Here is a 20,727-nt window from a genome sequence, read left to right on the forward strand (position 1 = left end):
TTAAAGTAAATATTTTAAAGTTTGCTCATTAGTATTAACAATTTGATTTACCAGCGACTTCAAGGTTTTTTAGTCACACAAAAAATCATTACTGCTGAGTATTGTTAGCGTTACTTACTAAGCTGAAAATGATCTTCTAACAGACAGTGTATTACGCTCATGTTCTCGCTTTTTATTCAGTTATTGATGCTCAATTGAAAACAATAAAATCTACCACTAGCGACGAATAAATGCGCTAGGATCTCGCAAATTGAGTAATAGTTGCTAGGCTTTATGCGTAATTATGTTGGCATGTTTCAAATCTCATACTCTCTCTAATGTGTTTTCTTAACTTTTAATGTTGACGTGATTGCGACTCACTCACTGAAAGGATTATAGAAATGAAAAAGATTCTATTTAAGATATTCACCTGTAGCTTATTGGCGATGATGGCGTTGATGAATACCGCCGTTGCCGCTGATGCAAAGCCTGATTCACTTGCTGATGTATGGGTTATGGTACCTAACCATGGCCAAGAGTCTGCATTTGAAACCGCGTTTATAAAACATGTTCAGTTCCGTGCAAGTCAAGGTGACCCAAGAGCATGGAAAGTCTATCGGCCTACAATCGGCACCGGCATGGACCGCTATATTATTCGCTACTGTTGTACTCAGTGGAATGATGTTGATGGCTATCAAAAGTGGCAGGCCGATAACAAGATCCTCGATGACTGGTACGCAAATGTGGCGCAGTATATTCATCATTATGAGCACTTTTACAGCCGTTTAGACATCGAAAATAGTAACTGGCCACAAGACAGTGAAGAGTTTAAGTATTTTGCAGTCACCAATTACCGAGAGAAGATGGGCAGTAGTAAAGGTATTGCCGCGGGTAAAAAGCTGTTAAGTGACAATGCTAAGGCGATGAAGTGGCCATATTCTTGGTCATGGGCTGATTCTATTGGTGGTGAAGGGGGACTTAGTTTAGTTATTCCCTACAACAATTACGCTGGCATGACGCCGCCAGACAAGTCATTTGCGGAAGTATTAGCGACCCATATGGGTGATGAAGCTAAAGCTGGGGCGGCGTTAAAAGCGTGGTCTGATAATTTTCACTCCACCACTTACACCGTATATAGGTTAGTGGATGAGCTATCGATGAAAGATAAGTGATGACTCAAATATACAGATAGCGAGATCATAAAGCCGCGTTCGCGGCTTTATTTGTGTAACCACGTTAGCCCAATCTCTCAGCTGCGAGATCGATAAAGGCCCTAACTTTTGGCGATAAATGTTTTCGACTCGGGTAGATCACAAAAACGTCAACGTCGATTGTTGGAAAGTTATCAAACAGCACTTCAAGTTGATTACTCTGTAACGCCTCTTGCATATAAAAGCTTGGTAGCCTGGCTACGCCATGACCTTCAAGCACCATCGCCAGTTGCATATGGCCGTTGTTACAGAGGACTTTAGGACGCACATCTACAGAGAAGGATTTACCATCATTATCGATATAATCCCAGCGGCTCGGCGATTTTAGATTGGAATAACAGATCCCATTATGATTGGCTAACTCGCGTGGATGGTAAGGCTTACCATGGCGTGAAATATAGTTTTTTGAAGCCACAGTAAAGGCTTTACAGGAATAAAGCTTGCGACAAATAAGGCTGGATTCATCAAGCTGTGATGATGCTCGAATAGCAAGATCGTAACCATCGGCAACCACATCAGTGCGTTTATCACTTAAGTCCAACTCTAAGCTGACGTTAGGGTAGCGCTGCAGATATTCAGAAATGATGGGCTCAAGGTGATTTTGCGCAAAACCTATCGGGCAGCTTAGTTTTAATATTCCTCGGGGGCTGACATCATGCTGGGTGATTAAGCCTATCGCCAGCTCGGCGTCGGTAATCAATTGCTGACACTGTTGATAATAGGCATCACCCTCAGGCGTTAACCTGATAGAGCGAGTCGTTCGGTTGAGTAGCCTAACGCCGAGGCGTGCTTCGAGTTTATTCACCTCTTTACTGATATAAGAGGTTGAATGGCCCATGGCTTCGGCCGCCGCAGAGAAACCGCCACTCTTTACGACTTGAGCAAATATTACTACGCCATCAAACAGTTTATTAAGAGTCATATGGAAATAGTTATTATCTTTTAAGGTTATTAATCACGTATGAGTTGTAATATACACTTATCTCTATCGGATTGTCGCTAATCGTTACTTCGACAATTTACCCTAATATGCTGCAGATTTAACTGTAGCGTTAACAGAATAGAGAGTCAGAATATGAAACTATTAGCCTTTGCAGCGAGTAACAGCACTAAGTCAATCAACAAGCAACTTGCCACTTACGCGGCTTCTTTAGTCGAAGGTGCTGAAGTTGAAATCTTAGACATCAATGATTTTGAGATGCCAATCTTTAGCCAAGATAGAGAGGAGCTATTAGGTCAGCCGGAGCTTGCGCAAACATTTTTTGCTAAGTTAGGTGAAGCCGATGCCATTATTATCTCTTTTGCTGAACATAACGGTTCATACACTGCCGCGTATAAAAACTTGTTTGACTGGACCTCACGTATTGACATGAAAGTGTTCCAGAATACCCCTATGGTATTACTTGCAACTTCACCTGGACCTGGTGGCGCATCCTCAGTACTGGCTGCGGCTTCTGGTTCAGCACCGTACTTTGCAGCCGATGTAAAAGGTTCGCTTTCTATCCCAAGCTTTTTCGATAACTTTGATATGGAAAAGCAGGAACTTAGAAACCCAGAGCTAAAAATAGCATTAGTGGCCGCGTTAGCAGGGTTGAAATAACAAACCGATTTTTTAGACATGTTCATTAAGGCTGATGAACTAAGATAACGCCTGATTTAAACATCAGGCTTTTTATTGCCAAAATAATGCCCGCTATCCTTCTATTTATCCTACTTTTTGCCCCTTAATGAGTCATTTTTGTTGTTAATACCAGCACTCTGAAGCAAATATTTTCTGAAATACCCACCATTATAAAAGCGAATGCGAACACTATGTAAATGATTAGCATTGGCATTAAATCTTTCTATTTAAGTATTTACTTTTATAGGTAATAACCTGATTTAAAAGGGTAAATATAAATTTAAAATTAAGGTGTATAGTTGAGTATTAGATTGTGACAAGCCGCTCTGTATTCGTTTTGTCTAGATGCTAAAAAGGATGGTTACAGATCATATATTGGAGCTTTAGCCACTGATGCGTTGTGTTGCAAGCCCCCATTAGAAAAGGGGAGTTTTTCTATATCAATCGTTAGCAAAAGGATAGGACTAATGTTGAAACAAGTCAGTCGGCTTGATTATTTTACTTTGCAGGTATTTATTGGTTTAGTTGAACTTAAAAATGGTAGTGCAGTAGCAGAGAAGCTAAGTACGACCCAATCAAAGGTGAGCCGAGCGCTTACAACTTTGCGAGACGTTCTGGGCGATGAGTTGTTTATAAGGAAAAAGTACGGCTTTGAACCGAATCAAGTCGCCTTAAAAATAACTCCTATGGTGCAAACCATATTGCAGCAGTTTGATAAAATTATTGAAACGACGTTAGACAAAAGAGAAGCCCCCTATGAGTTAACGTTTGCGGCAAATGAGCATTGGTCACTAATGGTGCTTAATTGTATTCAGCAATCATGTCGCTGTGTTGATGGTGGTGTTTATGTCAATGTACAGCCTTGGTCTGAAACGGTCAGTCAGCGATTGTGCCAAGGTAAAATCGATTGCTCAATTTCTATTGAGCCGGTTAATCATCCAATGGTAAATGACACCAAAATTGGCGATATCACACATTTCTTTATTGTCGCCAAAACGGGCCACCCAATTCTTGAATCTTCTCAACCACTGAAAGATATCTTTGATTATAAAATTGCACTGGTAAATTCTAATTTGCAAGGCCATCAGATGCACCGTATTGAGGAGTATGCGCAAGCAAAGGATATCGATATTAAGGTCGTACTTAAGAGTCCAAGTGTTCGTATGGTGGTTGATCACGTGAGCATGACCGGGGATGTGGGTATTTTAGTGTCTGCAATGTCTTACTATTATTTTGAAAACAGAAAAGATGTTGATTTTGTCGATATCTCTGATGATTGGCGCAATGCTCCAGAATTAACGAGTGACAGTTATTATCTGCATTGCCATCAAAGCGTGCTCTCTCCGATGGTTAACTGCCTTAGAAACTTATTAGGTGACAAATTAGTGGAGATGCAAAGTCATTACGATAACATCACCACATCAACCAGCCCCGCTAAACCTCTGACGACATGTTGCACCAATAAATCTTGTTCCGCGTTACAGTGCGATGCCGACTGTCAGCAGCGCTCTTGTATGGTAGCCAATCAATACAATAATTAAATACGCTCGCAAAAATTGATCGTTTTACTGGTTATGACGATATAGATGCCCACTCTTAGTCACTATTTGACTAAGAGCTTCGGTTAGTCGATCAAAGTTTCCGGAATGATTACCTTTAGCTCTAACGAGATAAAGTGTTGGGTGAGACTGAGATAAATAGAGTCGGTTGGTTTCCATTTCTGATAAACAGCAAACGTGTAACCCAGGTAGTAAGTTACTTTGCTCATATATTTTACTGTAAGGCAGAAGTGCAAGGTTTTCGCTATCTGCGAGCAATGGGTACAAGTCATGGAAACTAGGACTGTCATCAACGTTATCTATATTAGCAAGTCGGCAGCGGATATGGTGTTGCTGACAATAGAATATAAAGGGATCAACTGAGGTAGGAGTTGCTAGGTTATACGCCTTAACATAGGGATAACTGGCTATGGTATCGATATCCAACTCTTGTTTTAAAATGGGGTGATGCAAGTCGCACACTAGATAAATATGGTTGAGCTTTTGCAAAGGTACGATATCCAAATTGTTGGCATAAAATTGTAATAGCTGCGGATTTGATTCTGTGAGTATTGCAATATCAGTGACTCCGTTATTGATATCATTAAACACATTAATCGATTGAGTGTGCAACTTGTAGCTTATGGGCAGATCTGACTGGTTGATAGCACTGCTGAGTTGTTGCGGGAGGTGTTGCACTAGCATATCACTCGCATAGATGTTGATTTCGCTGTTGCTTAAATCTTTGGCGCACACGGATAGCTGTTGCAGGTGGTCAGAACACTGTAGAAGTTCTTTGGCGATGGGGTAGAGTTGTTGAGTAAATTCGTTAGGAATTAATCCATGTTTTTTCCGAATAAAAAGCGGATTGTTAAATATGACTCTCGCATTTTGTAAGCAACGACTTACTTTAGGTGCGGGAATGTTCATTTTTTTTGCAACAAAGGTAGCTGAGTGCTCTTCATATAAATTGACGAGAATGTTAATGCTTAGCATATCTAGATTATCAATAGTTATGTTGCGCATATTAAATACCCCTAGAAATTACCACTTTTACAATTACAGTATATTAATTATAACTTACGGTAAAATAATAATTCAATTAAATTCAATAAAGATTTATCATGTGTTTAATATGTTTTTAATAATTATCTATCCCATTCGCGAATTCTTGTATCTTGCTGTTTTTAATTAGTAAGTTGTTCTTTTTGTGATATGTGATTTATAGTTTTCCATATTGTGATAGTCCTATATCTACTTTTTGATTATCTGTAATTATTAACGTCGGAAACCGATATTGCGACCTCGTTTTAATTTTTGATAAAAGGTTTTTCATCTCTGTTGCTAAGTCATGTTTTGAGGGGTAATAATTAACTCGAGGGTTAAGTTAGTAAATAAATTCATTGGAGGTTTATCATGAACGCCACCGTAATACTAAGTTATGCTTTTATATACTTTGTTTTATTCCTGATTGTTCCTTTCGTCATTGTGACATTTGTTATGACGTGTATTAAATTTTTTAAGTCAAGTGAAGTCGAAAGGGTTGGGGCTGAAATTAGCATTAAACCGCATCTACTTGATAAAGAGTCTATGCACTTTTTAAAAAGCTTAAAAGCGATTGCAAACACACGTTACGACATTCTTTATGGTGCGTCATTGGTGAATGTGGTTGATATTGACGAATCGGTTAATAATCACGAAGAGGTTCAAGATTTTATGGAGCATTGCCATCTTGATTATGTTGTTATCGACAATGAATCTTCTTCAGTAAAGTTGGTGATTAGTAATCCCGATGATAGCTCCCCTGAACAAGCTAAATTTGTTGAGAAGTGCTTAGACTATGTTGGTGTGCAATTCATCAAGTTAGATAAGTATAAGCACTGCGATGAAGCGTTGATAAAGACGGCTCTCGCCGCATAACCAAGCAAGTCCAACCTAGCGCTAAACATACTGTTTGGCGCTCATTCTCTTAAACTTTTTGTATTCACCTGTCGGTGTAAGGTTTTGTGATGTCGATTACTAACCGTTACGGCGTTGTCTTACTCTATATTGTTTGGTTTGTTTTACTGTGGGTGAGCTTTCCAAGTTCAGCTTTAGCTAAAGATGCTGGAACAGTAGCGAATAGTGCTTGTTTAAAGTGCCATAAACGTAATGGTCAAATGTTGGGGTTACATGCCAATCAAGGGCTGGCACTAACCTGTGAAGATTGCCATGGTGAAAAAGGTAAACATCCTCGAAAAGGCGCTTCGATTATTGCATTTGGCGCTAAGAGTGACACTGCTATAAAAACACAGGCGCAGCAGTGTTTAGCGTGTCATGAGCATCAACAGCTCGCGACAGTTCATTGGACTCACAATGTACATGCGAAACGAGTTTCTTGTGGTCAGTGCCATCAATTACATCCTGAAACTGATCCTGCATTATTGCTGTCAGGTCCGGCGCTTAGTCAGTCATGTGCTAAATGTCATCGAGCTGAAATATAAGGAGGTGCACTGTGGATAATTCAAAGAGACGTTTTCTAAAAGGCTGTGGTGGTGTTATTGCGGGCATGTCAGTTTATACAGTGACCAAGGCCCCACAAGCGAATACTTCCGAACAGGACAGTGGCCTCAAGTATGCCATGGTGCATGATGAAAACCTCTGTATTGGCTGTAATGCCTGTGAAGATGCTTGCCGCGAAGTGAACCATGTTCCTTATGGGGTCACTCGGGTCAAGATTGAGCGTAGCGGACCCTTTGGGGAATACCCCGATCAGAGCTATCGTTTTATCCGACATTCTTGCCAGCACTGCGAAGCTGCACCTTGTGTCAAAGTATGCCCAACAGGGGCGGCTTATATTGATAAAGAAACAGGCATTGTTGCAGTTAATGAGGACCGTTGTGTGGGTTGCCAATACTGTATTGCCGCTTGTCCATATCAAATACGCTTTATCAATCCTGAAACTAAAGTGGCTGATAAATGTGATTTCTGTCAGCAAACTCAGTTAAGTGAAGGCTTACAACCCGCTTGTGTGTTGGCGTGCCCAACGAATGCATTAGTATTTGGTAATTTGAAAGATCCTGATTCCGCATTAGTTAAAACGCTTAAGTCTAAACCCACTTATCGGGAGAAAGTAGACTTAGGGACTCGACCAAAACTATTCCATGTGCGGACGATTGATGGGGAGATAGTGCTATGAGTGCATTTCATTTTGATGGATTAGTCTGGCATTGGCCGATTGCTATTTACCTATTTTTGGCTGGATTATCGGCCGGGGCTGTGTTTTTTGCGATTATGCTTAAGCACTTTAAGTTAGCTGATAAAGCCTATCTGTCACCTTTTGTTCAGGCTGCAGCAGTGATTGCGCCAGTTGCTGTGTGTGCAGGCTTAGGGATTTTGGTCATGGACCTAACCAAGCCATTGGCATTTTGGAAAATCTTGGTTTTTTATAACCCATCATCGGTGATGTCGATGGGCGTTCTGGTGCTGTTGGCATATCAAGTGGTGCTCTTCGCGTGGATTGGTAGCGTGTTTAGCTCGCCAATCCAGCAGTGGCTAAAACAGCGTTTGCCATTGCTAAGCAAACTCTTGGCACTGTTGGCTCGACATGAAGATGTTATTACGGGTGTATTGGTGATCTTATCTTTATCACTTGGTGCCTATACTGGCTTTTTGTTATCGGCACTGATTGGTTTTCCTTTGTTGAACAACCCTGTGTTACCACTGTTATTCCTCATTTCTGGTTTGTCTTCTGGTGCCGCGGCGACCCTTCTTGGTGGCGTATTAATGCGTGGTAATCCCAATGGAGTTGAGGTGCGATTTATTCATCGCATAGAGATCCCGATGATCTTAGTTGAGATCATGCTGTTATTTACCTTTTTTGTAGGGCTTATTTTATCCGGAGGTCAAAGTGAGGTCGCGGCATTGAATGCAATTGGAGAGGGCTTTTGGGGCTGGATTTTCTGGGGGGGCGTGGTTGGCGTTGGTCTAACGTTGCCATTGGCATTTAATTTATGGATGAAAGTGTCATCAGACAGAAAGTTCGCTTATGTCGCTGTGACTGCGAGCTTCAGTTTAATCGGGGTTCTGTTGCTGCGAAACTTCATTCTTTATACCGGGCAGATGACCGGAGTCTAGTGTAGACCGATCTGCACTATCACCATGTCAGGCTAGCGTCTTGTGTTAAACATATAGCGATAAAAAAAGGCTGTTCACTTTAGGTGAGCAGCCTTAATGTATGTACTATACAAAGCAAAATCAGTAATAATTTTCGTTATTGTTGATTTTGCTCTATAAGATACTCATTTGCTTTGGCTAAACTGCCAAAGGAAGCAATAAGATTGCTTTGACCTTTCTCTTGGATTTCAGGGTTTCCAGATTGGGTCATCATCCATATCCATGTTTGGATGAGTGGTAAAGGTGGATATTTTTGATTGGATGAATCCAACATGTTTGCATCCTTTGATAGTTGGCTTGACTCGAGCATTTTTGATGCCCTTTATCCTGTTCACTTTTAAAATTGCATCAAAGAGAATATCAAATTCTTTACCGTGGAGTAACAAAATTTGCACCGCTTTAAACAAGGTTATGAGAAAATATATGAGTAAATACCTTAGGTGACCAAAGACATCACAGAGATAGTGCTAAAGTAGTACTTTTTGTCGGTATATTTCAAGTGTAAATTTACATTTTTTTTACAGGTGTGAATAAGTTTATCGCCTTTTTAGCTGAATAAAGTCGCGTTAAATATCATCTATTTTTAGTTTTTATGTTTAACTTTTGGAAGTGTTCATGCGTCCCTCTTTATATTTCGACGGTCCTATCGGTAAGCTTAATTGGCATGTCATCAAACTGCTCTGGCCGTATTTGCTTGAATTTAAGCAACGAGTAGGCTTAGCGCTGTTGTGTTTAGTGGTGGCAAAGACAGCAAGTGTCGGGCTGCCCTTTGTGCTTAAAGCATTAGTCGATGGCTTGACGTTAAAGGGACCAGGGGAACTACTGGCGGTGCCGATAGGGTTAGTGATTGCTTATGGTTGTATGCGTTTACTCAACACCATTATCTCTGAAGTTAGAGATACGCTGTTTGGGCGAGTCACTGAACGTGCCATTCGACGCTTAGGCATGGCTGTGTTTGAGCATCTGCATCGACTCGATATGGCATTTCATTTAGAAAGGCGTACCGGTGGATTGTCGCGAGATATTGAACGTGGCACCAGTGGGGTGAGTTTTTTAATGCGCTTTATGGTATTCAATATCGTCCCCACGCTATTGGAGATTGTGTTGGTGGTGGGCATTCTGTTTTACAACTACGGTGTTAGCTATGCGGCCGTTACACTATTGTCGGTGGTTGCCTATGGTGCATACTCTGTGGTGGCAACAGAGTGGCGTACAGGTTATGTCAGAGATGCCGCTAAAGCGGATTCGCTTTCTAGTACGCGCGCCGTCGATAGCCTATTGAATTACGAGACGGTGAAGTATTTTAATAATGAACAGTATGAAGCTAATCGTTATGACAGTGCCCTCGCTGACTGGGAAGAGGCGAAACGAAAGAACCGCTTGTCGTTATTTGCCCTGAACGCTGGGCAGGCTTGTATCATTTCTGTCGCGATGACATTGATGCTGGCAATGGCCGCGACGGATGTAGCACAGGGCGTGATGAGCATTGGTGACTTTGTGCTAATTAATGCATTTATGATGCAGCTCTTTATACCACTGAACTTTTTAGGCTTTGTTTACCGAGAGATCCGTGGTGCATTTGCGAATATTGAGCGCATGTTCAGTTTATTAGACAAAGAACCTTTGATTGAAGATATCGAGAATGCCAACACTGAAAGGCTAACTCAGGGAGTCGTTTCATTTGAGAATGTAAGCTTCAGTTACGATAGTCGCAATATTCTCGATGATGTTAGTTTTTCAATAAAATCTGGGCAAAAAGTCGCGATAGTCGGTGATAGCGGGGCGGGTAAATCGACGATCGTTAAGTTGCTGTTTAGGTTTTATGATGTCGTTTCTGGTTGTATTCGAATTGACGGGCAAGATATTCGTCAATTAAGCCAAGATACCTTGCGACAAGCGATTGCTATCGTGCCGCAAGACACTGTACTTTTTAATGATACGCTAATTGAGAATGTTCGTTACGGTCGCCCATCAGCGACAGATGATGAAATTGATGCTGCAATCAAAATGGCGCACCTCAGTGATTTTATTGCAAGCCTACCAGAAGGTGGCGACACCCGTGTCGGTGAGCGCGGTTTGAAACTGTCCGGGGGTGAGAAACAACGGGTTGCGATTGCGAGAGCGATTTTGAAACGTTCTCCTATCTTAGTGTTTGATGAAGCGACCTCGTCATTGGACAGTCATTCTGAACACGCTATTTTAACGGCATTGAAAGCGGCGGCTAAAGGCCATACCAGCCTCGTCATAGCGCACCGCTTATCGACCGTCGTCGATGCGGATCAAATTTTGGTGTTGAGCAAAGGTCGAGTGGTTGAAACGGGAACTCATAGCAGTCTATTAGAGGCCGGTGGTTTGTATTCAAAATTGTGGCGTATTCAACAAGAGTAACGATGGAGGATTTAAGTCCTTTCTACATAGTGTGACTGATTAGGTGTGGCTATAGTGAGTGGTTTTAAGATATCTCTGTATACAATTCAGCCTAGGTTCAGACTTGTGTACATATAATAGCTTTACATCAATACTTATTGCCTAAAATATCGGTTCATTCAGTGGTAATTTAGCGTTAGAGCCCCATGGGGAGTTCGAAGCTCATCATTATTCTATATCGAACGTTTGCAACCTAGCATGTGGATCTTTGAAATTCAGTCAACGGGAATGTTTAGACATCCCACTTCTGCTTTGCATTGGTTCACAAGGGAGTTTCCATAATCCCTTCAATACGCTTTGAGTTGAAAAGTTTGGGTGTTTCTGAATTGGCGACATATTTAATACAATAGGTATAACGTCATGATTATACAGAGAAGGTCACTATGAAAAACATACCTCTACTTGTAAATATCGAAGGACAGGGCAGCAAGGCTAGCACTGACTGGCTTGCTATTATGGCGACGCTTAAAAAGCGTGGTCTAGAAACAGATGAACTTGAAGTGGTTTATTTTGAATTGTGTGCCGGCATGAGAGTAACGACTCGCGGTTTGAGTTTAGCTAAAGCGAGTCCGGTAGACCCTTTAAAAGGACTGCTGCATGAGCCAAAATTCTCAGCTCGCGATTATGCTGGAATGCTAACAGCTTAATAGCTGATTTTGCCAATTTTCCAGCCATCACAGAGTAAGATTTTAGGCGCTGGTGTTTTCATCGGTTGTAAACTGATGATTTTCCCCTCTCTGTAGCAGATATATTCGCCTTCAATCACTGTCATGCGTTCGCAACTGTTACAACTTACAGACAATCCCATGTTTTGTGAGGGCGCATCTTTGTCATCCATTGCTGTGCCTCATATGTAAAAGATTACTATTTAGTTTAACTCCACAAAGAGGTATATCCTACCTGAGCTAATACTTATTTACTAAATATTCCGCAAACTAAGTCTCATTCACTTGAAATCAGACCATGCTTTTGGGTTATTCCATCAAACGGGGATGCGATTAAGCGTCATTGACCAAATTGAGATATCTCAAAGCTAACCTCACCAGATGGGTGAATGGTTAACTGATAAAGCTCGCCATAACTTGATTCATCTAAGGTCGCAATTTGTGGGCCTCCTAATGCTTTTATAATCAGTGGCACGGTATTGGAGTGACCGGCAATTACACTGTTGCCGTTCGAACTCTGCACCAGCGCAACTATCTCAGCAATATGGGCTTCAATTCCCTCTTTGGTACTGACAGTTGTAAGACTAATGTTATGAGCATCGACGAGTGGCTTAAGTGTCAGTTGGGTTCTGTGGTAGTTACTGGCGATGGCTTGAGAAACGGTTAAGTCTGTTAGTACTTGAGCAAGAGCTTGCGCTTGTTGGTAGCCTACGTCACTAAGAAGTGGATCACGTGAGCCATCGCTGAGCTTCTCGGCATGTCGAACCACAATGATAGTTTTGCTATCGATGGTATCGGTTATGTTTTGTGCTAGTGCCAAGGCACTATAATTGAAGGTAAGAGTTAAAACTATAAAGGCGATGATCGCCTTAAATAGGGTTGGCATAGTGGCGTCCTTGATATTTTTCTTGAGGGCTATCATAACTAAAAGTTACGCCTATAAAGCCTGAGTTGTTAAAGCTTATGCGTCTTTGAGTTCACTGTCCCTAACAAAATGTTGGCGTTAGATTAATCTTTCTGAATATGAAATAAAAGTTTATGCTGAAACGACGACGCACTTTTGGAGCAAGCTATGTGGATTGAAGGTAAAGTCATTGAGCGGAATGATTGGAGTGACAAGTTATTCTCATTAAAAATCAAAGTCGATATTGGAAATTTTATCGCGGGTCAATTTATTAAATTAAGTCGAGTCGTTGATGAGAAACGCATCGGCCGAGCTTACTCTCTGGTTAACCCACCTGGGACTGATTACATTGAGGTACTGGCGGTAGCGGTGGATGACGGCCAATTATCTCCAGATCTGCAAGCATTGTCTGCCGGTGACGTCATTGATGTTGCAACCAAAGCATCAGGCTTTATGACGCTTGATGAGCTACCTAAAGATGATAAGAAAGGTGAACACCTTTGGTTCCTTGCGACAGGTACAGCAGTTGGTCCTTTCATCTCTATGATGGAAACCGAAGAACCGTGGCAAAACTATCAGAAAGTAATCTTAGTCTATGGTGTTCGAGAAGCGCAGGATTTGGCTTATCTGCCGCTACTTAGGGCGTTGGAAAGCAAATATCCTTCACAGTTTAAATTAGTACTCTTGGTCACAAGAGAGCCTGTTGATGGGGCACTACGTTGCCGGATCCCTGATGGGCTCTTAAGTGGTGAAATAGAAGCATTAGCGGGCGTCACTATTTCCGCCAATGAGTCTCAAGTGATGATTTGCGGTAATCCTGGAATGATCACCGATGCACAGCTGGTGCTAAAAAACAGAGGACTCGCCAAGAACTTACGCCGAGCGCCAGGACAAGTTACCGTCGAAAAATACTGGTAAGGTCAGATCATGAAACTGTATTATTCCGACGCTTCACCTTATGCCCGTTGTGTCCGTGTTTTTATTAGCTACCACAAGATTAAAGGGATTGAAGAGATTATTGCTAACCCCTTCGATAACTCTCCAGAACTGCTTAGAGTTAACCCTTTAGCAAAGATCCCCTGTTTGCAGCTAAATGATGGCTCGGCATTGTTTGATAGCGAAGTGATTATGCGTTTCTTAGACACTGAATTTGGCCAGTCTCGTTTATTTGGAATGAGAGTAAATAATTGGTCGCAACAGTGTCACTTTTCATTACTGAAAGGTATTTTTGATAGTGCGGTCTCACTTAGACAGGAGCAACTTCGAGATGAAGAGGGTTTGCGTTCTGCATTTTGGACATCGCGATTTGAGCAAGCATTATTAAGAGGCTTAAAAGAGATTGAAACCATTGGCATCACTCACTCTGCTGAGTTAACGGCATTGCAAGTCATGTTAGTTTGTCTATTGGAGTACATTGACTTTAGGCATCCCGATATACTTTGGCGAAATGTGGCTCCTGCACTCGGTCTTTGGCTGAAGGAAGCGCAGAAAGCTGATGCTTTTGTTGCCACAAGGCCCGCGTGACAACACGACTTCGCTTGTTAGTATTATGAATAAATAGAGGTTAATTAAGTATTTGCTAAGGTAGGTGGTGTATTTTGTTGGCAGAAATTACCACTAATGCTTGCTGTTCCAGCCTTGATTGATTACCCTACTTGCAATTGAGAATTATTATCACTGACGTGGTAGTTAAAGGTACATTGATAAAGGAGTAGGGCAATGAGAATGATCAACAGTCTAATGATGGTTGGGCTTTTATGTAGTGCAACTATGGTTAGTGCCGCTGAAAGGTTAACGGTCTACTCTTATCGACAAGCTTTTCTTATTGACCCTATTTTGACTGACTTTACTAAGCAAACGGGCATTGAAGTTGATGTCGTGTTTTCAAAGAAAGGCATCGCGGAGCGTATGTCGCGAGAAGGACGCTTGTCTAAAGCTGATATAGTACTGACTTCAGATTTCTATCGGTTAATGGAGTTGGTTAAGAAAGATCTTGTCATCCCAGCAAGCAGCGATACGCTAAAGCAAAATATTCCCCAAAAATACCGTTCACCAGATGACATGTGGTATGCATTAACCATGCGTGTCCGTAATATTTATAGCTCGAAAGAAAGACTGGGTAAGTTAGATATTAACTATGAAGATCTCGCTGACCCTAAGTATCTCGGTAAAATTTGCAGCCGAAGTGGTAAGCATCCTTATAATGTTTCTCTCGTCGCATCGATGATTGCGCACCATGGTGAACAAGACACTAAGACATGGCTACAAGGCTTAAAAGCCAATCTTGCGCGTAAGCCACAAGGTAATGACAGGGCCCAGGTTAAAGCGCTAAGCGAAGGTTTATGTGATATCGCCATTGGCAACAGCTATTATTTAGGCAAAATGCTACAAGATCCTAAACAGAAGCCATGGGCTGAAGCGGTTGAGATTAACTTCCCTAACCAAGATAACCGTGGTTCGCACATCAATGTATCAGGTATGGCGTTAGCCAAATACACTAAAAACCGTGACGCAGCTATTCAGTTGATGGAGTTTCTATCAAGTGATTCTGCGCAGCAAACCTATGCTGATGTGAACATGGAATATCCGGTTAAAGCTGATGTTAAACCATCGAAGTTAGTCGCCTCTTGGGGACAATTTAAAGCTGATGACTTGCCTATCTATAAGCTAGCTGAATACCATAGCGCTGCGATAAAACTATTGGATGAAGTGAAGTTTGATCTTTAGTGCAAGCTAGGCTTTTAAGGTTGGGCTAACGCTATCGTTATATAATGCATTAACGCGAATGCTTCGTGATAATATTCTCAGAACCTATCTTTATGATAGGTTTTGTTTTTTCTACATATTTTTATTTTTCATGGCTCCTATACCCATCCTACCTGAAGATGTAGGATTCGATGGGAGTTTAATGGGCTTTAATCACTGGTTCATTGCTCCAGGCTGAACCTAAGCACCTACATCCATGTAGGCGAGGCATTGATTGCCGCTAATGGTCATTGCCTTAGTAAAATCAATAACACAGAGTAAAGCCCACTCTAATAATATAAAAAGCATACCCATCGCAGAAGGCGTTGTGCAAGCCCACTTCGTTGTTGCACTCACTTAAAAGGGAATAACCATTTCTACGTTAATGCGCCTAGAATTGAACTGGCACAACGCCTCTGAAACGAGCATCTCCAAGCTGGATGGGTATAGGTATTTGACACCATGATATTAGGCTTAGCTAGACGCTGGTCTGTTGCAAGCTACACATTGGCACTGTTGATCGTGATGCCGCTTATCGCGCTTATTCTGCAATCACTGATGCCTGATGAAGCTGTTTTTGGTCATCTCATTGATACCGTTTTACCGACCTATATCAGCAATAGTTTGCTGCTAATGTTCTGGGTGGTGATAGGCGCTCTTCTACTGGCTATACCCGCCGCTTGGCTGGTGGCCAAATGTCGTTTCCCTGGCCGAAACATCTTCCAATGGGCATTATTGTTACCACTGGCAATGCCAGCCTATGTGGTCGCTTACGTGTACACGGACCTTTTGGATTATGCAGGTCCCGTGCAGCGAAGTCTGCGAGGCCTATTGGGCTGGCAAACGCCCCATGATTACTACTTTCCTGAAGTACGCTCTTTAGGCGGTGCAGCAATTATGCTGGCGTTGGTGCTTTTTCCGTACATTTATCTGCTAGCGCGCACCGCATTTATGGAGCAATCAGCAAGTTTAGGACATGCCGCACGCGTTATGGGGTGTAGCCCTTGGAAAAGCTTCTGGCGGCTTAGCTTACCTATGGCTAGACCCGCTTTAGCCGTGGGAGCCACACTTGTTGCTATGGAAACGGCGGCAGATTTTGCCACTGTGAGTTATTTTGCGGTGCCCACATTAACCACGGCTGTTTATGATACTTGGTTTGAATATGGCAGTTTAACCGCTGCCGCAAAACTCTCTACTATTATGCTGTTTGTCATCTTTGCTATGATTGGTTTCGAGCGTTTTGCACGCCGAAAACAACAACTTTTCCAAAAACAGTCATCACCAGGAGAGTTAGATCGCTACTCGCTGAGTGGTGTAAAGGCATTTGCGGCTACTGGCTACTGCTTTGGCTTATTAACGCTCGCTTTTTTGCTGCCATTCGCTATTTTGCTGCAATATGCTTGGGGTTATTTTGCCGAGAGTTGGAATGCCAAATTTTTTGAGTACAGCTTTAATAGTTTATGGATTTCGCTATTGGTAAGCGTGATCTGTGTCTGCATCGGTATTGTTTTAATGTTTGTCAGAAGGGTGAGTCCTCGAAGAGCCGATATGTTGCCGTCAAGGTTAGCCTCTACTGGCTACGCTCTACCCGGTACCGTGTTGGCCATTGGTATTTTAGTGCCATTTACACAGCTTGATTTTGCGATTAATGATGTCGCTGAATATTTTGGTTTTGAAGGGCCGGGACTTATATTAACCGGTAGTGTTTTTATTCTTGTTTGTGCTTTTTGTATCCGTTTTGCCGCAATTGCAATTGGTAGTATAGAAAATAGCTATAAACGCATTTCGCCATCTTTAGATATGGCGAGTGTAACGTTAGGCTTAACCCCAAAAGCATTGCTGGCTAGGGTGCATGTCCCCTTGCTGCGAAAAGGAATATTTGCGGGATTATTATTGGTCTTTATTGAGTGTATGAAAGAGCTCCCGGCGGCTTTGTTACTCAGACCGATCGGTTTTGAAAATTTGGCGACGTATGTTTTTCAGTTTGTCTCTGATGAACAGCTAGAACATGGCGCTTTAGCCGCGATTGTTATCGTGTTGGTGGGGTTAGTCCCATTGATATACCTCAACCGTTCTTTGGAGCAAGAAAAGTAGTATGGCAACCTTACAAGTCAGCAATGTCCATAGCCAATACCAAAAACAAGTGGTGTTGAAAGGTCTCGATTTAACCGTTGAAAAAGGTGAAATTATTGCCTTGTTGGGGCCGAGTGGCTGCGGTAAAACGACACTGTTACGGGCTATCGCGGGTCTGCAAAATATTACCGAAGGCGAGATCGCAATCAATGGTAATACCGTGGTATCCGACAAAAAATTTGTCGCCAGTGAGAAGCGTGGGATCGGCATGATCTTTCAGGATTACGCTTTGTTTCCTCATCTTACAGTGGCAGAAAATATACTTTTTGGCGTGAAAATAGCGAATAAAGCACAACGAGTGACGCGACTAGATAAAATGTTGTCACTGGTAAAGTTGGACGGGCTAGGGGAGCGATATCCACACGAGCTATCGGGTGGTCAGCAGCAAAGGGTATCAATCGCTCGAGCGTTAGCCTATGAACCTGAGGTTCTTTTACTTGATGAGCCATTTTCAAATATAGATGCCAAGGTTCGTCGAGAGATGATGCTTGAGATCCGTCATATCCTAAAGCGACATAATATAAGTGCCGTTTTTGTAACTCATAGTAAAGATGAGGCGTTTGTTTTTGCTGATAAGCTCGCTTTGTTTAACCATGGTAAAATTGTTCAATGTGGTGACGCTGAGAAACTGTATCTATGCCCACAAGATAAGTATGTCGCTGACTTTTTAGGGGCTAGTAATTACTTACCTGCGAAAGTGATTGCGGATAAAACCGTGTCTACACTTATTGGTGATATTGAAAGTGACCGTCCGCTGATGGTGGCGCTAAATGATGAAGCTGAGCTTTTGTTAAGGCCACAGCACTTAGTCATATCTAAAAACGACAAGGGCTTAGGTGAAGTCATTGAGCGTCGTTTTCTTGGGCATGTCTGCCAGTATTTGGTCCAAATTGATGACATCACGCTCGATGTCCATAGTGAATGCTTAGATATCAATATTGGTGAAAAAGTGGCAATTACAGCAACACGACACCATTTAATTTTACTCTAACGGAGGTAGCACTAACCTAATATCTGCGCGTTTGAAGTGAGGTAAGAAAACATTGAGAGTTTAATTCATCGTTTAATGTGTTGTTTTTATCGCCGTTTAGTGACAATTTTAGTAAGCTTGGGTTTAGAGCGTTTAATATAAAATTAATTAACGGCTTACTCGTGCGCATGCTATAAGACAAAAGCAATGTGACACAAGTATAGCGCTTTGCAAGTAGGCTAAATATAAGTCTTTATTCTGGTTAATGTGCGTCAGGTAGAATTATTAGATGCTAAAGTTGTAGATAATATTGCCGATGATTAATGCAAAATAAGGGTTACATATAAAAATGGATAGTCAGGTTATGCCTCGTGAACAACTAGGAGTTTGTGCAGAAGGAAATTTGCACAGTGTCTATTTAATGTTTAATGCTAATGATGGTATCGAATCGCAAATGCGCCCATGTGTTGCAAATGTGGCCCAATATATTCACGATCTTGCAGATCAATTTGCGGATAGTGCATTCAACGGGTTTGTTGCCGTTGGGGCAAACTATTGGGATGCGCTTTACCCGGTAGGCAGACCACGCCAATTAAAGCCATTTCCTGCGATGAATCAAGAGAATAGAGATGCGCCGGCGATCGAATATGATCTCTTTGTGCAGCTGCGTGGTGATCGCTTCGATATTCTCCATTTAGTGGCCAATGAAGTGTGTCAAATGTTTGATGGACTCGTAGAGTTGATAGATGAAGAGCGCGGCTTCCGTTTTATGGATAGTCGCGACCTAACAGGCTTTGTTGACGGCACTGAAAACCCCAAGGGCCGCAGCCGTCAAAGTGTTGCACTGGTTGGAGATGAAGATAACGAGTTTAAAAACGGCAGTTATATTCATGTACAAAAATTTGCTCATAATTTGAGTAAGTGGAATCGACTGCCAGATAAGAAACAAGAAGATATCATTGGTCGTACCAAAGCTGAAAATATTGAATACGCCTCTGCAGATAAGCCATTAACAAGTCATATTAAGCGAGTTAATCTTAAAGATGATGACGGTAATTCAATGGAAATATTACGTCAAAGCATGCCTTATGGTTCGGTTAAAGAACAAGGTTTAATGTTTATCTCTATGTGTGGAAACTCGGTGAATTTTGAAAAAATGCTCGAAAGTATGATCTATGGTGATACAGAAGGTAATCATGATCATCTGATGCATTTTACTCAAGCACTAACAGGGTCATCCTTTTTTGTGCCATCGATAGATTTTTTAGAACGATCCGCATAAGCCTGGTTAATCTGTAAAAAAACGCACAATAAGTGCGTTTTTTTATGCCTGCTATTTTTCTTGTTCTTCTTTATCGTTATTAAAGTAGCTAGTAGGGCTGCGGTCATAAACCTCATTCATACTCCGGACGAGTACTTTATTGGTTTCGGGATAAACAACGACATCATGGGTATCACGGCTACCGACCACTAAAAAAATGAAATCGGCATCGCTATTATTAACTATTTTATGGGCGATACCAGAGTTGGCTGTGAAGCAGATATATTTTCCTTCGCTAAAAACATGAGGTTCATCATCAATATAGAGAGTGGCTTCCCCTTGCATCGCGTAAATGTGTTCCTCTTCTTTAGTGTGATAATGAGCAAGTGCTGACGCCATGCCTGGTGCTACCTTTTCCATGGTTACGCCAACTTTTTCAGCCCCAGCAGTATCACCAATGTGCTTTTGATCACTGCCGTAATTATTTTCATGTGACCAAGACTCCCAGCCAACATCAGAAACATTAATCAGTTTGTTTTTCATCTTTATTATCCTCAACTTAGGAATGCTGCCCTACTGGCAGTATAACCATATTGATATAATAAAAAATAACATATTCAATATATTGTATAAAGGTAGCGTTGGCATTTGGCTTAAAGGGAGGTAGGGCGGCGTTTCCGCCCTTATTTTGCTGGCAGAAAAAGTTAATCCATGTAATTGAACAATGATTTAACCGTTTCTACTGTATCCACAATCATGTCGATATTTGACGGACTGATAAAGATAGTATCATCACCCGCTATCGTGCCTAGAATACCTTCTGGCTTACCTATCGAATCAAGTAATCGGGCGATTAACTGTGCCGCACCTGGGCTGGTTCGAACAACGATCATTGACTGGTTATGATCCACATCAAGTACAAGGTTTTTAAGTGGACTACCAGCAGTTGGTACACCAAGCTCAGCGGGTAAACAGTAAACCATTTGCTGTTTAGCATTTCGGGTTCGAACTGCGCCAAACTTACTCAGCATACGCGAGACTTTTGATTGGTTGATATTGCTAAAGCCTTCAGCTTGAAGCGCTATCACTATTTCACTTTGGGAGCCAAAACGCTCCTC

Annotated in this window: 22 protein-coding genes; 15 read left to right on the forward strand and 7 right to left on the reverse strand. The window is 41.8% G+C overall.

What is annotated here, in order from left to right; genetic code table 11:
* Positions 1–380: 380 nt before the first annotated feature.
* Positions 381–1,151: a hypothetical protein gene (locus CXF82_RS20460; RefSeq protein WP_102044847.1), complete on the forward strand. Its 771-nt coding sequence runs from the start codon at positions 381–383 to the stop codon at positions 1,149–1,151.
* A gap of 64 nt (positions 1,152–1,215) precedes the next feature.
* Here the strand turns inward: CXF82_RS20460 and CXF82_RS20465 are convergent, their stop codons facing one another.
* Positions 1,216–2,112 (reverse strand): LysR family transcriptional regulator, encoded by an 897-nt coding sequence (locus CXF82_RS20465; RefSeq protein WP_102044848.1) that lies wholly within the window; start codon positions 2,110–2,112, stop codon positions 1,216–1,218.
* A gap of 153 nt (positions 2,113–2,265) precedes the next feature.
* Between CXF82_RS20465 and CXF82_RS20470 the strand changes: the two genes are divergently transcribed.
* Positions 2,266–2,790: an NADPH-dependent FMN reductase gene (locus CXF82_RS20470; RefSeq protein ID WP_102038398.1), complete on the forward strand. Its 525-nt coding sequence runs from the start codon at positions 2,266–2,268 to the stop codon at positions 2,788–2,790.
* 488 nt (positions 2,791–3,278) lie between these two features.
* Positions 3,279–4,352 carry a LysR family transcriptional regulator gene (locus CXF82_RS20475; RefSeq protein WP_101091311.1) on the forward strand — a complete coding sequence of 358 codons (1,074 nt, stop codon included), beginning with the start codon at positions 3,279–3,281 and terminating at the stop codon, positions 4,350–4,352.
* Between the two features lie 24 nt (positions 4,353–4,376).
* Here CXF82_RS20475 and CXF82_RS20480 read toward each other — a convergent pair whose 3' ends face one another.
* Entirely contained in the window at positions 4,377–5,375 is a 999-nt protein-coding gene (locus CXF82_RS20480; RefSeq protein WP_102044849.1) for a LysR family transcriptional regulator, read from the reverse strand.
* A gap of 474 nt (positions 5,376–5,849) precedes the next feature.
* On the opposite strand from CXF82_RS20480, the gene CXF82_RS20485 reads away from it, so the two are divergent.
* From CXF82_RS20485 to nrfD, 4 genes are all read left to right on the forward strand, one after another.
* A complete protein-coding gene (locus tag CXF82_RS20485) occupies positions 5,850–6,269 on the forward strand; it encodes a DUF2726 domain-containing protein (RefSeq protein WP_232775043.1) in 420 nt (139 codons plus the stop codon).
* An 89-nt stretch (positions 6,270–6,358) separates the two neighbouring features.
* Entirely contained in the window at positions 6,359–6,832 is a 474-nt protein-coding gene (locus CXF82_RS20490; RefSeq protein ID WP_102038396.1) for a nitrite reductase, read from the forward strand.
* 11 nt (positions 6,833–6,843) lie between these two features.
* Positions 6,844–7,527 (forward strand): 4Fe-4S dicluster domain-containing protein, encoded by a 684-nt coding sequence (locus CXF82_RS20495; RefSeq protein WP_102038395.1) that lies wholly within the window; start codon positions 6,844–6,846, stop codon positions 7,525–7,527.
* Positions 7,524–8,465: a cytochrome c nitrite reductase subunit NrfD gene (gene nrfD, locus CXF82_RS20500; RefSeq protein WP_101091316.1), complete on the forward strand. Its 942-nt coding sequence runs from the start codon at positions 7,524–7,526 to the stop codon at positions 8,463–8,465. Before CXF82_RS20495 ends, nrfD begins: the two co-directional genes overlap by 4 nt.
* A 136-nt stretch (positions 8,466–8,601) precedes the next feature.
* On the opposite strand, the gene CXF82_RS22420 is transcribed toward nrfD, so the two are convergent.
* On the reverse strand, positions 8,602–8,778 hold the full coding sequence (locus tag CXF82_RS22420) for a hypothetical protein (protein ID WP_180961007.1): 177 nt from the start codon (positions 8,776–8,778) through the stop codon (positions 8,602–8,604).
* 341 nt (positions 8,779–9,119) lie between these two features.
* Here CXF82_RS22420 and CXF82_RS20505 point away from each other — a divergent pair, with 341 nt between their 5' ends.
* Both CXF82_RS20505 and CXF82_RS20510 read left to right on the forward strand, forming a co-directional pair.
* Complete coding sequence (locus CXF82_RS20505) at positions 9,120–10,892, forward strand: ABCB family ABC transporter ATP-binding protein/permease (RefSeq protein WP_101091318.1); 1,773 nt, start codon at positions 9,120–9,122, stop codon at positions 10,890–10,892.
* A gap of 422 nt (positions 10,893–11,314) precedes the next feature.
* Entirely contained in the window at positions 11,315–11,578 is a 264-nt protein-coding gene (locus CXF82_RS20510) for a hypothetical protein (RefSeq protein ID WP_101091319.1), read from the forward strand.
* Here the strand turns inward: CXF82_RS20510 and CXF82_RS20515 are convergent.
* Both CXF82_RS20515 and CXF82_RS20520 read right to left on the reverse strand, forming a co-directional pair.
* Positions 11,575–11,769: a hypothetical protein gene (locus CXF82_RS20515; protein WP_101091320.1), complete on the reverse strand. Its 195-nt coding sequence runs from the start codon at positions 11,767–11,769 to the stop codon at positions 11,575–11,577. The genes CXF82_RS20510 and CXF82_RS20515 overlap by 4 nt on opposite strands.
* 167 nt (positions 11,770–11,936) lie before the next feature.
* Positions 11,937–12,482 carry a histidine phosphatase family protein gene (locus CXF82_RS20520; RefSeq protein ID WP_157822917.1) on the reverse strand — a complete coding sequence of 182 codons (546 nt, stop codon included), beginning with the start codon at positions 12,480–12,482 and terminating at the stop codon, positions 11,937–11,939.
* A gap of 186 nt (positions 12,483–12,668) precedes the next feature.
* On the opposite strand from CXF82_RS20520, the gene CXF82_RS20525 reads away from it, so the two are divergent.
* The 6 genes from CXF82_RS20525 (at position 12,669) to CXF82_RS20550 (ending at position 19,630) form a co-directional block, all read left to right on the forward strand.
* Complete coding sequence (locus CXF82_RS20525; RefSeq protein WP_101091322.1) at positions 12,669–13,418, forward strand: ferredoxin--NADP reductase; 750 nt, start codon at positions 12,669–12,671, stop codon at positions 13,416–13,418.
* Positions 13,419–13,427: 9 nt separating this feature from the next.
* Complete coding sequence (locus CXF82_RS20530) at positions 13,428–14,024, forward strand: glutathione S-transferase (RefSeq protein ID WP_101091323.1); 597 nt, start codon at positions 13,428–13,430, stop codon at positions 14,022–14,024.
* Positions 14,025–14,219: 195 nt separating this feature from the next.
* Positions 14,220–15,227, forward strand: a complete 1,008-nt coding sequence (locus CXF82_RS20535) for a Fe(3+) ABC transporter substrate-binding protein (RefSeq protein ID WP_101091324.1) — start codon at positions 14,220–14,222, stop codon at positions 15,225–15,227.
* Between the two features lie 480 nt (positions 15,228–15,707).
* The gene (locus CXF82_RS20540) at positions 15,708–17,339 is read left to right on the forward strand and encodes an ABC transporter permease (protein WP_101091325.1); all 1,632 of its coding nucleotides are present in this window, start codon (positions 15,708–15,710) and stop codon (positions 17,337–17,339) included.
* A gap of 1 nt (position 17,340) precedes the next feature.
* On the forward strand, positions 17,341–18,369 hold the full coding sequence (locus CXF82_RS20545; protein ID WP_101091326.1) for an ABC transporter ATP-binding protein: 1,029 nt from the start codon (positions 17,341–17,343) through the stop codon (positions 18,367–18,369).
* A gap of 328 nt (positions 18,370–18,697) precedes the next feature.
* Positions 18,698–19,630, forward strand: coding sequence for a Dyp-type peroxidase (locus tag CXF82_RS20550; RefSeq protein WP_101091327.1), 933 nt, complete (start codon positions 18,698–18,700; stop codon positions 19,628–19,630).
* Between the two features lie 51 nt (positions 19,631–19,681).
* Here the strand turns inward: CXF82_RS20550 and CXF82_RS20555 are convergent, their stop codons facing one another.
* Both CXF82_RS20555 and argR read right to left on the reverse strand, forming a co-directional pair.
* Positions 19,682–20,152, reverse strand: a complete 471-nt coding sequence (locus CXF82_RS20555; RefSeq protein WP_101091328.1) for a cupin domain-containing protein — start codon at positions 20,150–20,152, stop codon at positions 19,682–19,684.
* Between the two features lie 161 nt (positions 20,153–20,313).
* Positions 20,314–20,727, reverse strand: a 414-nt coding sequence (gene argR, locus CXF82_RS20560; protein ID WP_102044850.1) for a transcriptional regulator ArgR, incomplete at its 5' end; no start/stop codon positions are given.

It is taken from the genome of Shewanella sp. GutDb-MelDb, from assembly GCF_002836075.1.
Classification (GTDB): Bacteria; Pseudomonadota; Gammaproteobacteria; order Enterobacterales; family Shewanellaceae; genus Shewanella.

Bases quoted from the DNA above. Each gene is read 5' to 3' on its own strand.
- CXF82_RS20460 (WP_102044847.1), top strand. From the start codon at position 381: ATGAAAAAGATTCTATTTAAGATATTCACCTGTAGCTTATTGGCGATG.
- CXF82_RS20465 (WP_102044848.1), bottom strand. From the start codon at position 2,112: ATGACTCTTAATAAACTGTTTGATGGCGTAGTAATATTTGCTCAAGTC.
- CXF82_RS20470 (WP_102038398.1), top strand. From the start codon at position 2,266: ATGAAACTATTAGCCTTTGCAGCGAGTAACAGCACTAAGTCAATCAAC.
- CXF82_RS20475 (WP_101091311.1), top strand. From the start codon at position 3,279: ATGTTGAAACAAGTCAGTCGGCTTGATTATTTTACTTTGCAGGTATTT.
- CXF82_RS20480 (WP_102044849.1), bottom strand. From the start codon at position 5,375: ATGCGCAACATAACTATTGATAATCTAGATATGCTAAGCATTAACATT.
- CXF82_RS20485 (WP_232775043.1), top strand. From the start codon at position 5,850: ATGACGTGTATTAAATTTTTTAAGTCAAGTGAAGTCGAAAGGGTTGGG.
- CXF82_RS20490 (WP_102038396.1), top strand. From the start codon at position 6,359: ATGTCGATTACTAACCGTTACGGCGTTGTCTTACTCTATATTGTTTGG.
- nrfD (WP_101091316.1), top strand. From the start codon at position 7,524: ATGAGTGCATTTCATTTTGATGGATTAGTCTGGCATTGGCCGATTGCT.
- CXF82_RS22420 (WP_180961007.1), bottom strand. From the start codon at position 8,778: ATGTTGGATTCATCCAATCAAAAATATCCACCTTTACCACTCATCCAA.
- CXF82_RS20505 (WP_101091318.1), top strand. From the start codon at position 9,120: ATGCGTCCCTCTTTATATTTCGACGGTCCTATCGGTAAGCTTAATTGG.
- CXF82_RS20510 (WP_101091319.1), top strand. From the start codon at position 11,315: ATGAAAAACATACCTCTACTTGTAAATATCGAAGGACAGGGCAGCAAG.
- CXF82_RS20515 (WP_101091320.1), bottom strand. From the start codon at position 11,769: ATGGATGACAAAGATGCGCCCTCACAAAACATGGGATTGTCTGTAAGT.
- CXF82_RS20520 (WP_157822917.1), bottom strand. From the start codon at position 12,482: ATGCCAACCCTATTTAAGGCGATCATCGCCTTTATAGTTTTAACTCTT.
- CXF82_RS20525 (WP_101091322.1), top strand. From the start codon at position 12,669: ATGTGGATTGAAGGTAAAGTCATTGAGCGGAATGATTGGAGTGACAAG.
- CXF82_RS20530 (WP_101091323.1), top strand. From the start codon at position 13,428: ATGAAACTGTATTATTCCGACGCTTCACCTTATGCCCGTTGTGTCCGT.
- CXF82_RS20535 (WP_101091324.1), top strand. From the start codon at position 14,220: ATGAGAATGATCAACAGTCTAATGATGGTTGGGCTTTTATGTAGTGCA.
- CXF82_RS20540 (WP_101091325.1), top strand. From the start codon at position 15,708: ATGATATTAGGCTTAGCTAGACGCTGGTCTGTTGCAAGCTACACATTG.
- CXF82_RS20545 (WP_101091326.1), top strand. From the start codon at position 17,341: ATGGCAACCTTACAAGTCAGCAATGTCCATAGCCAATACCAAAAACAA.
- CXF82_RS20550 (WP_101091327.1), top strand. From the start codon at position 18,698: ATGGATAGTCAGGTTATGCCTCGTGAACAACTAGGAGTTTGTGCAGAA.
- CXF82_RS20555 (WP_101091328.1), bottom strand. From the start codon at position 20,152: ATGAAAAACAAACTGATTAATGTTTCTGATGTTGGCTGGGAGTCTTGG.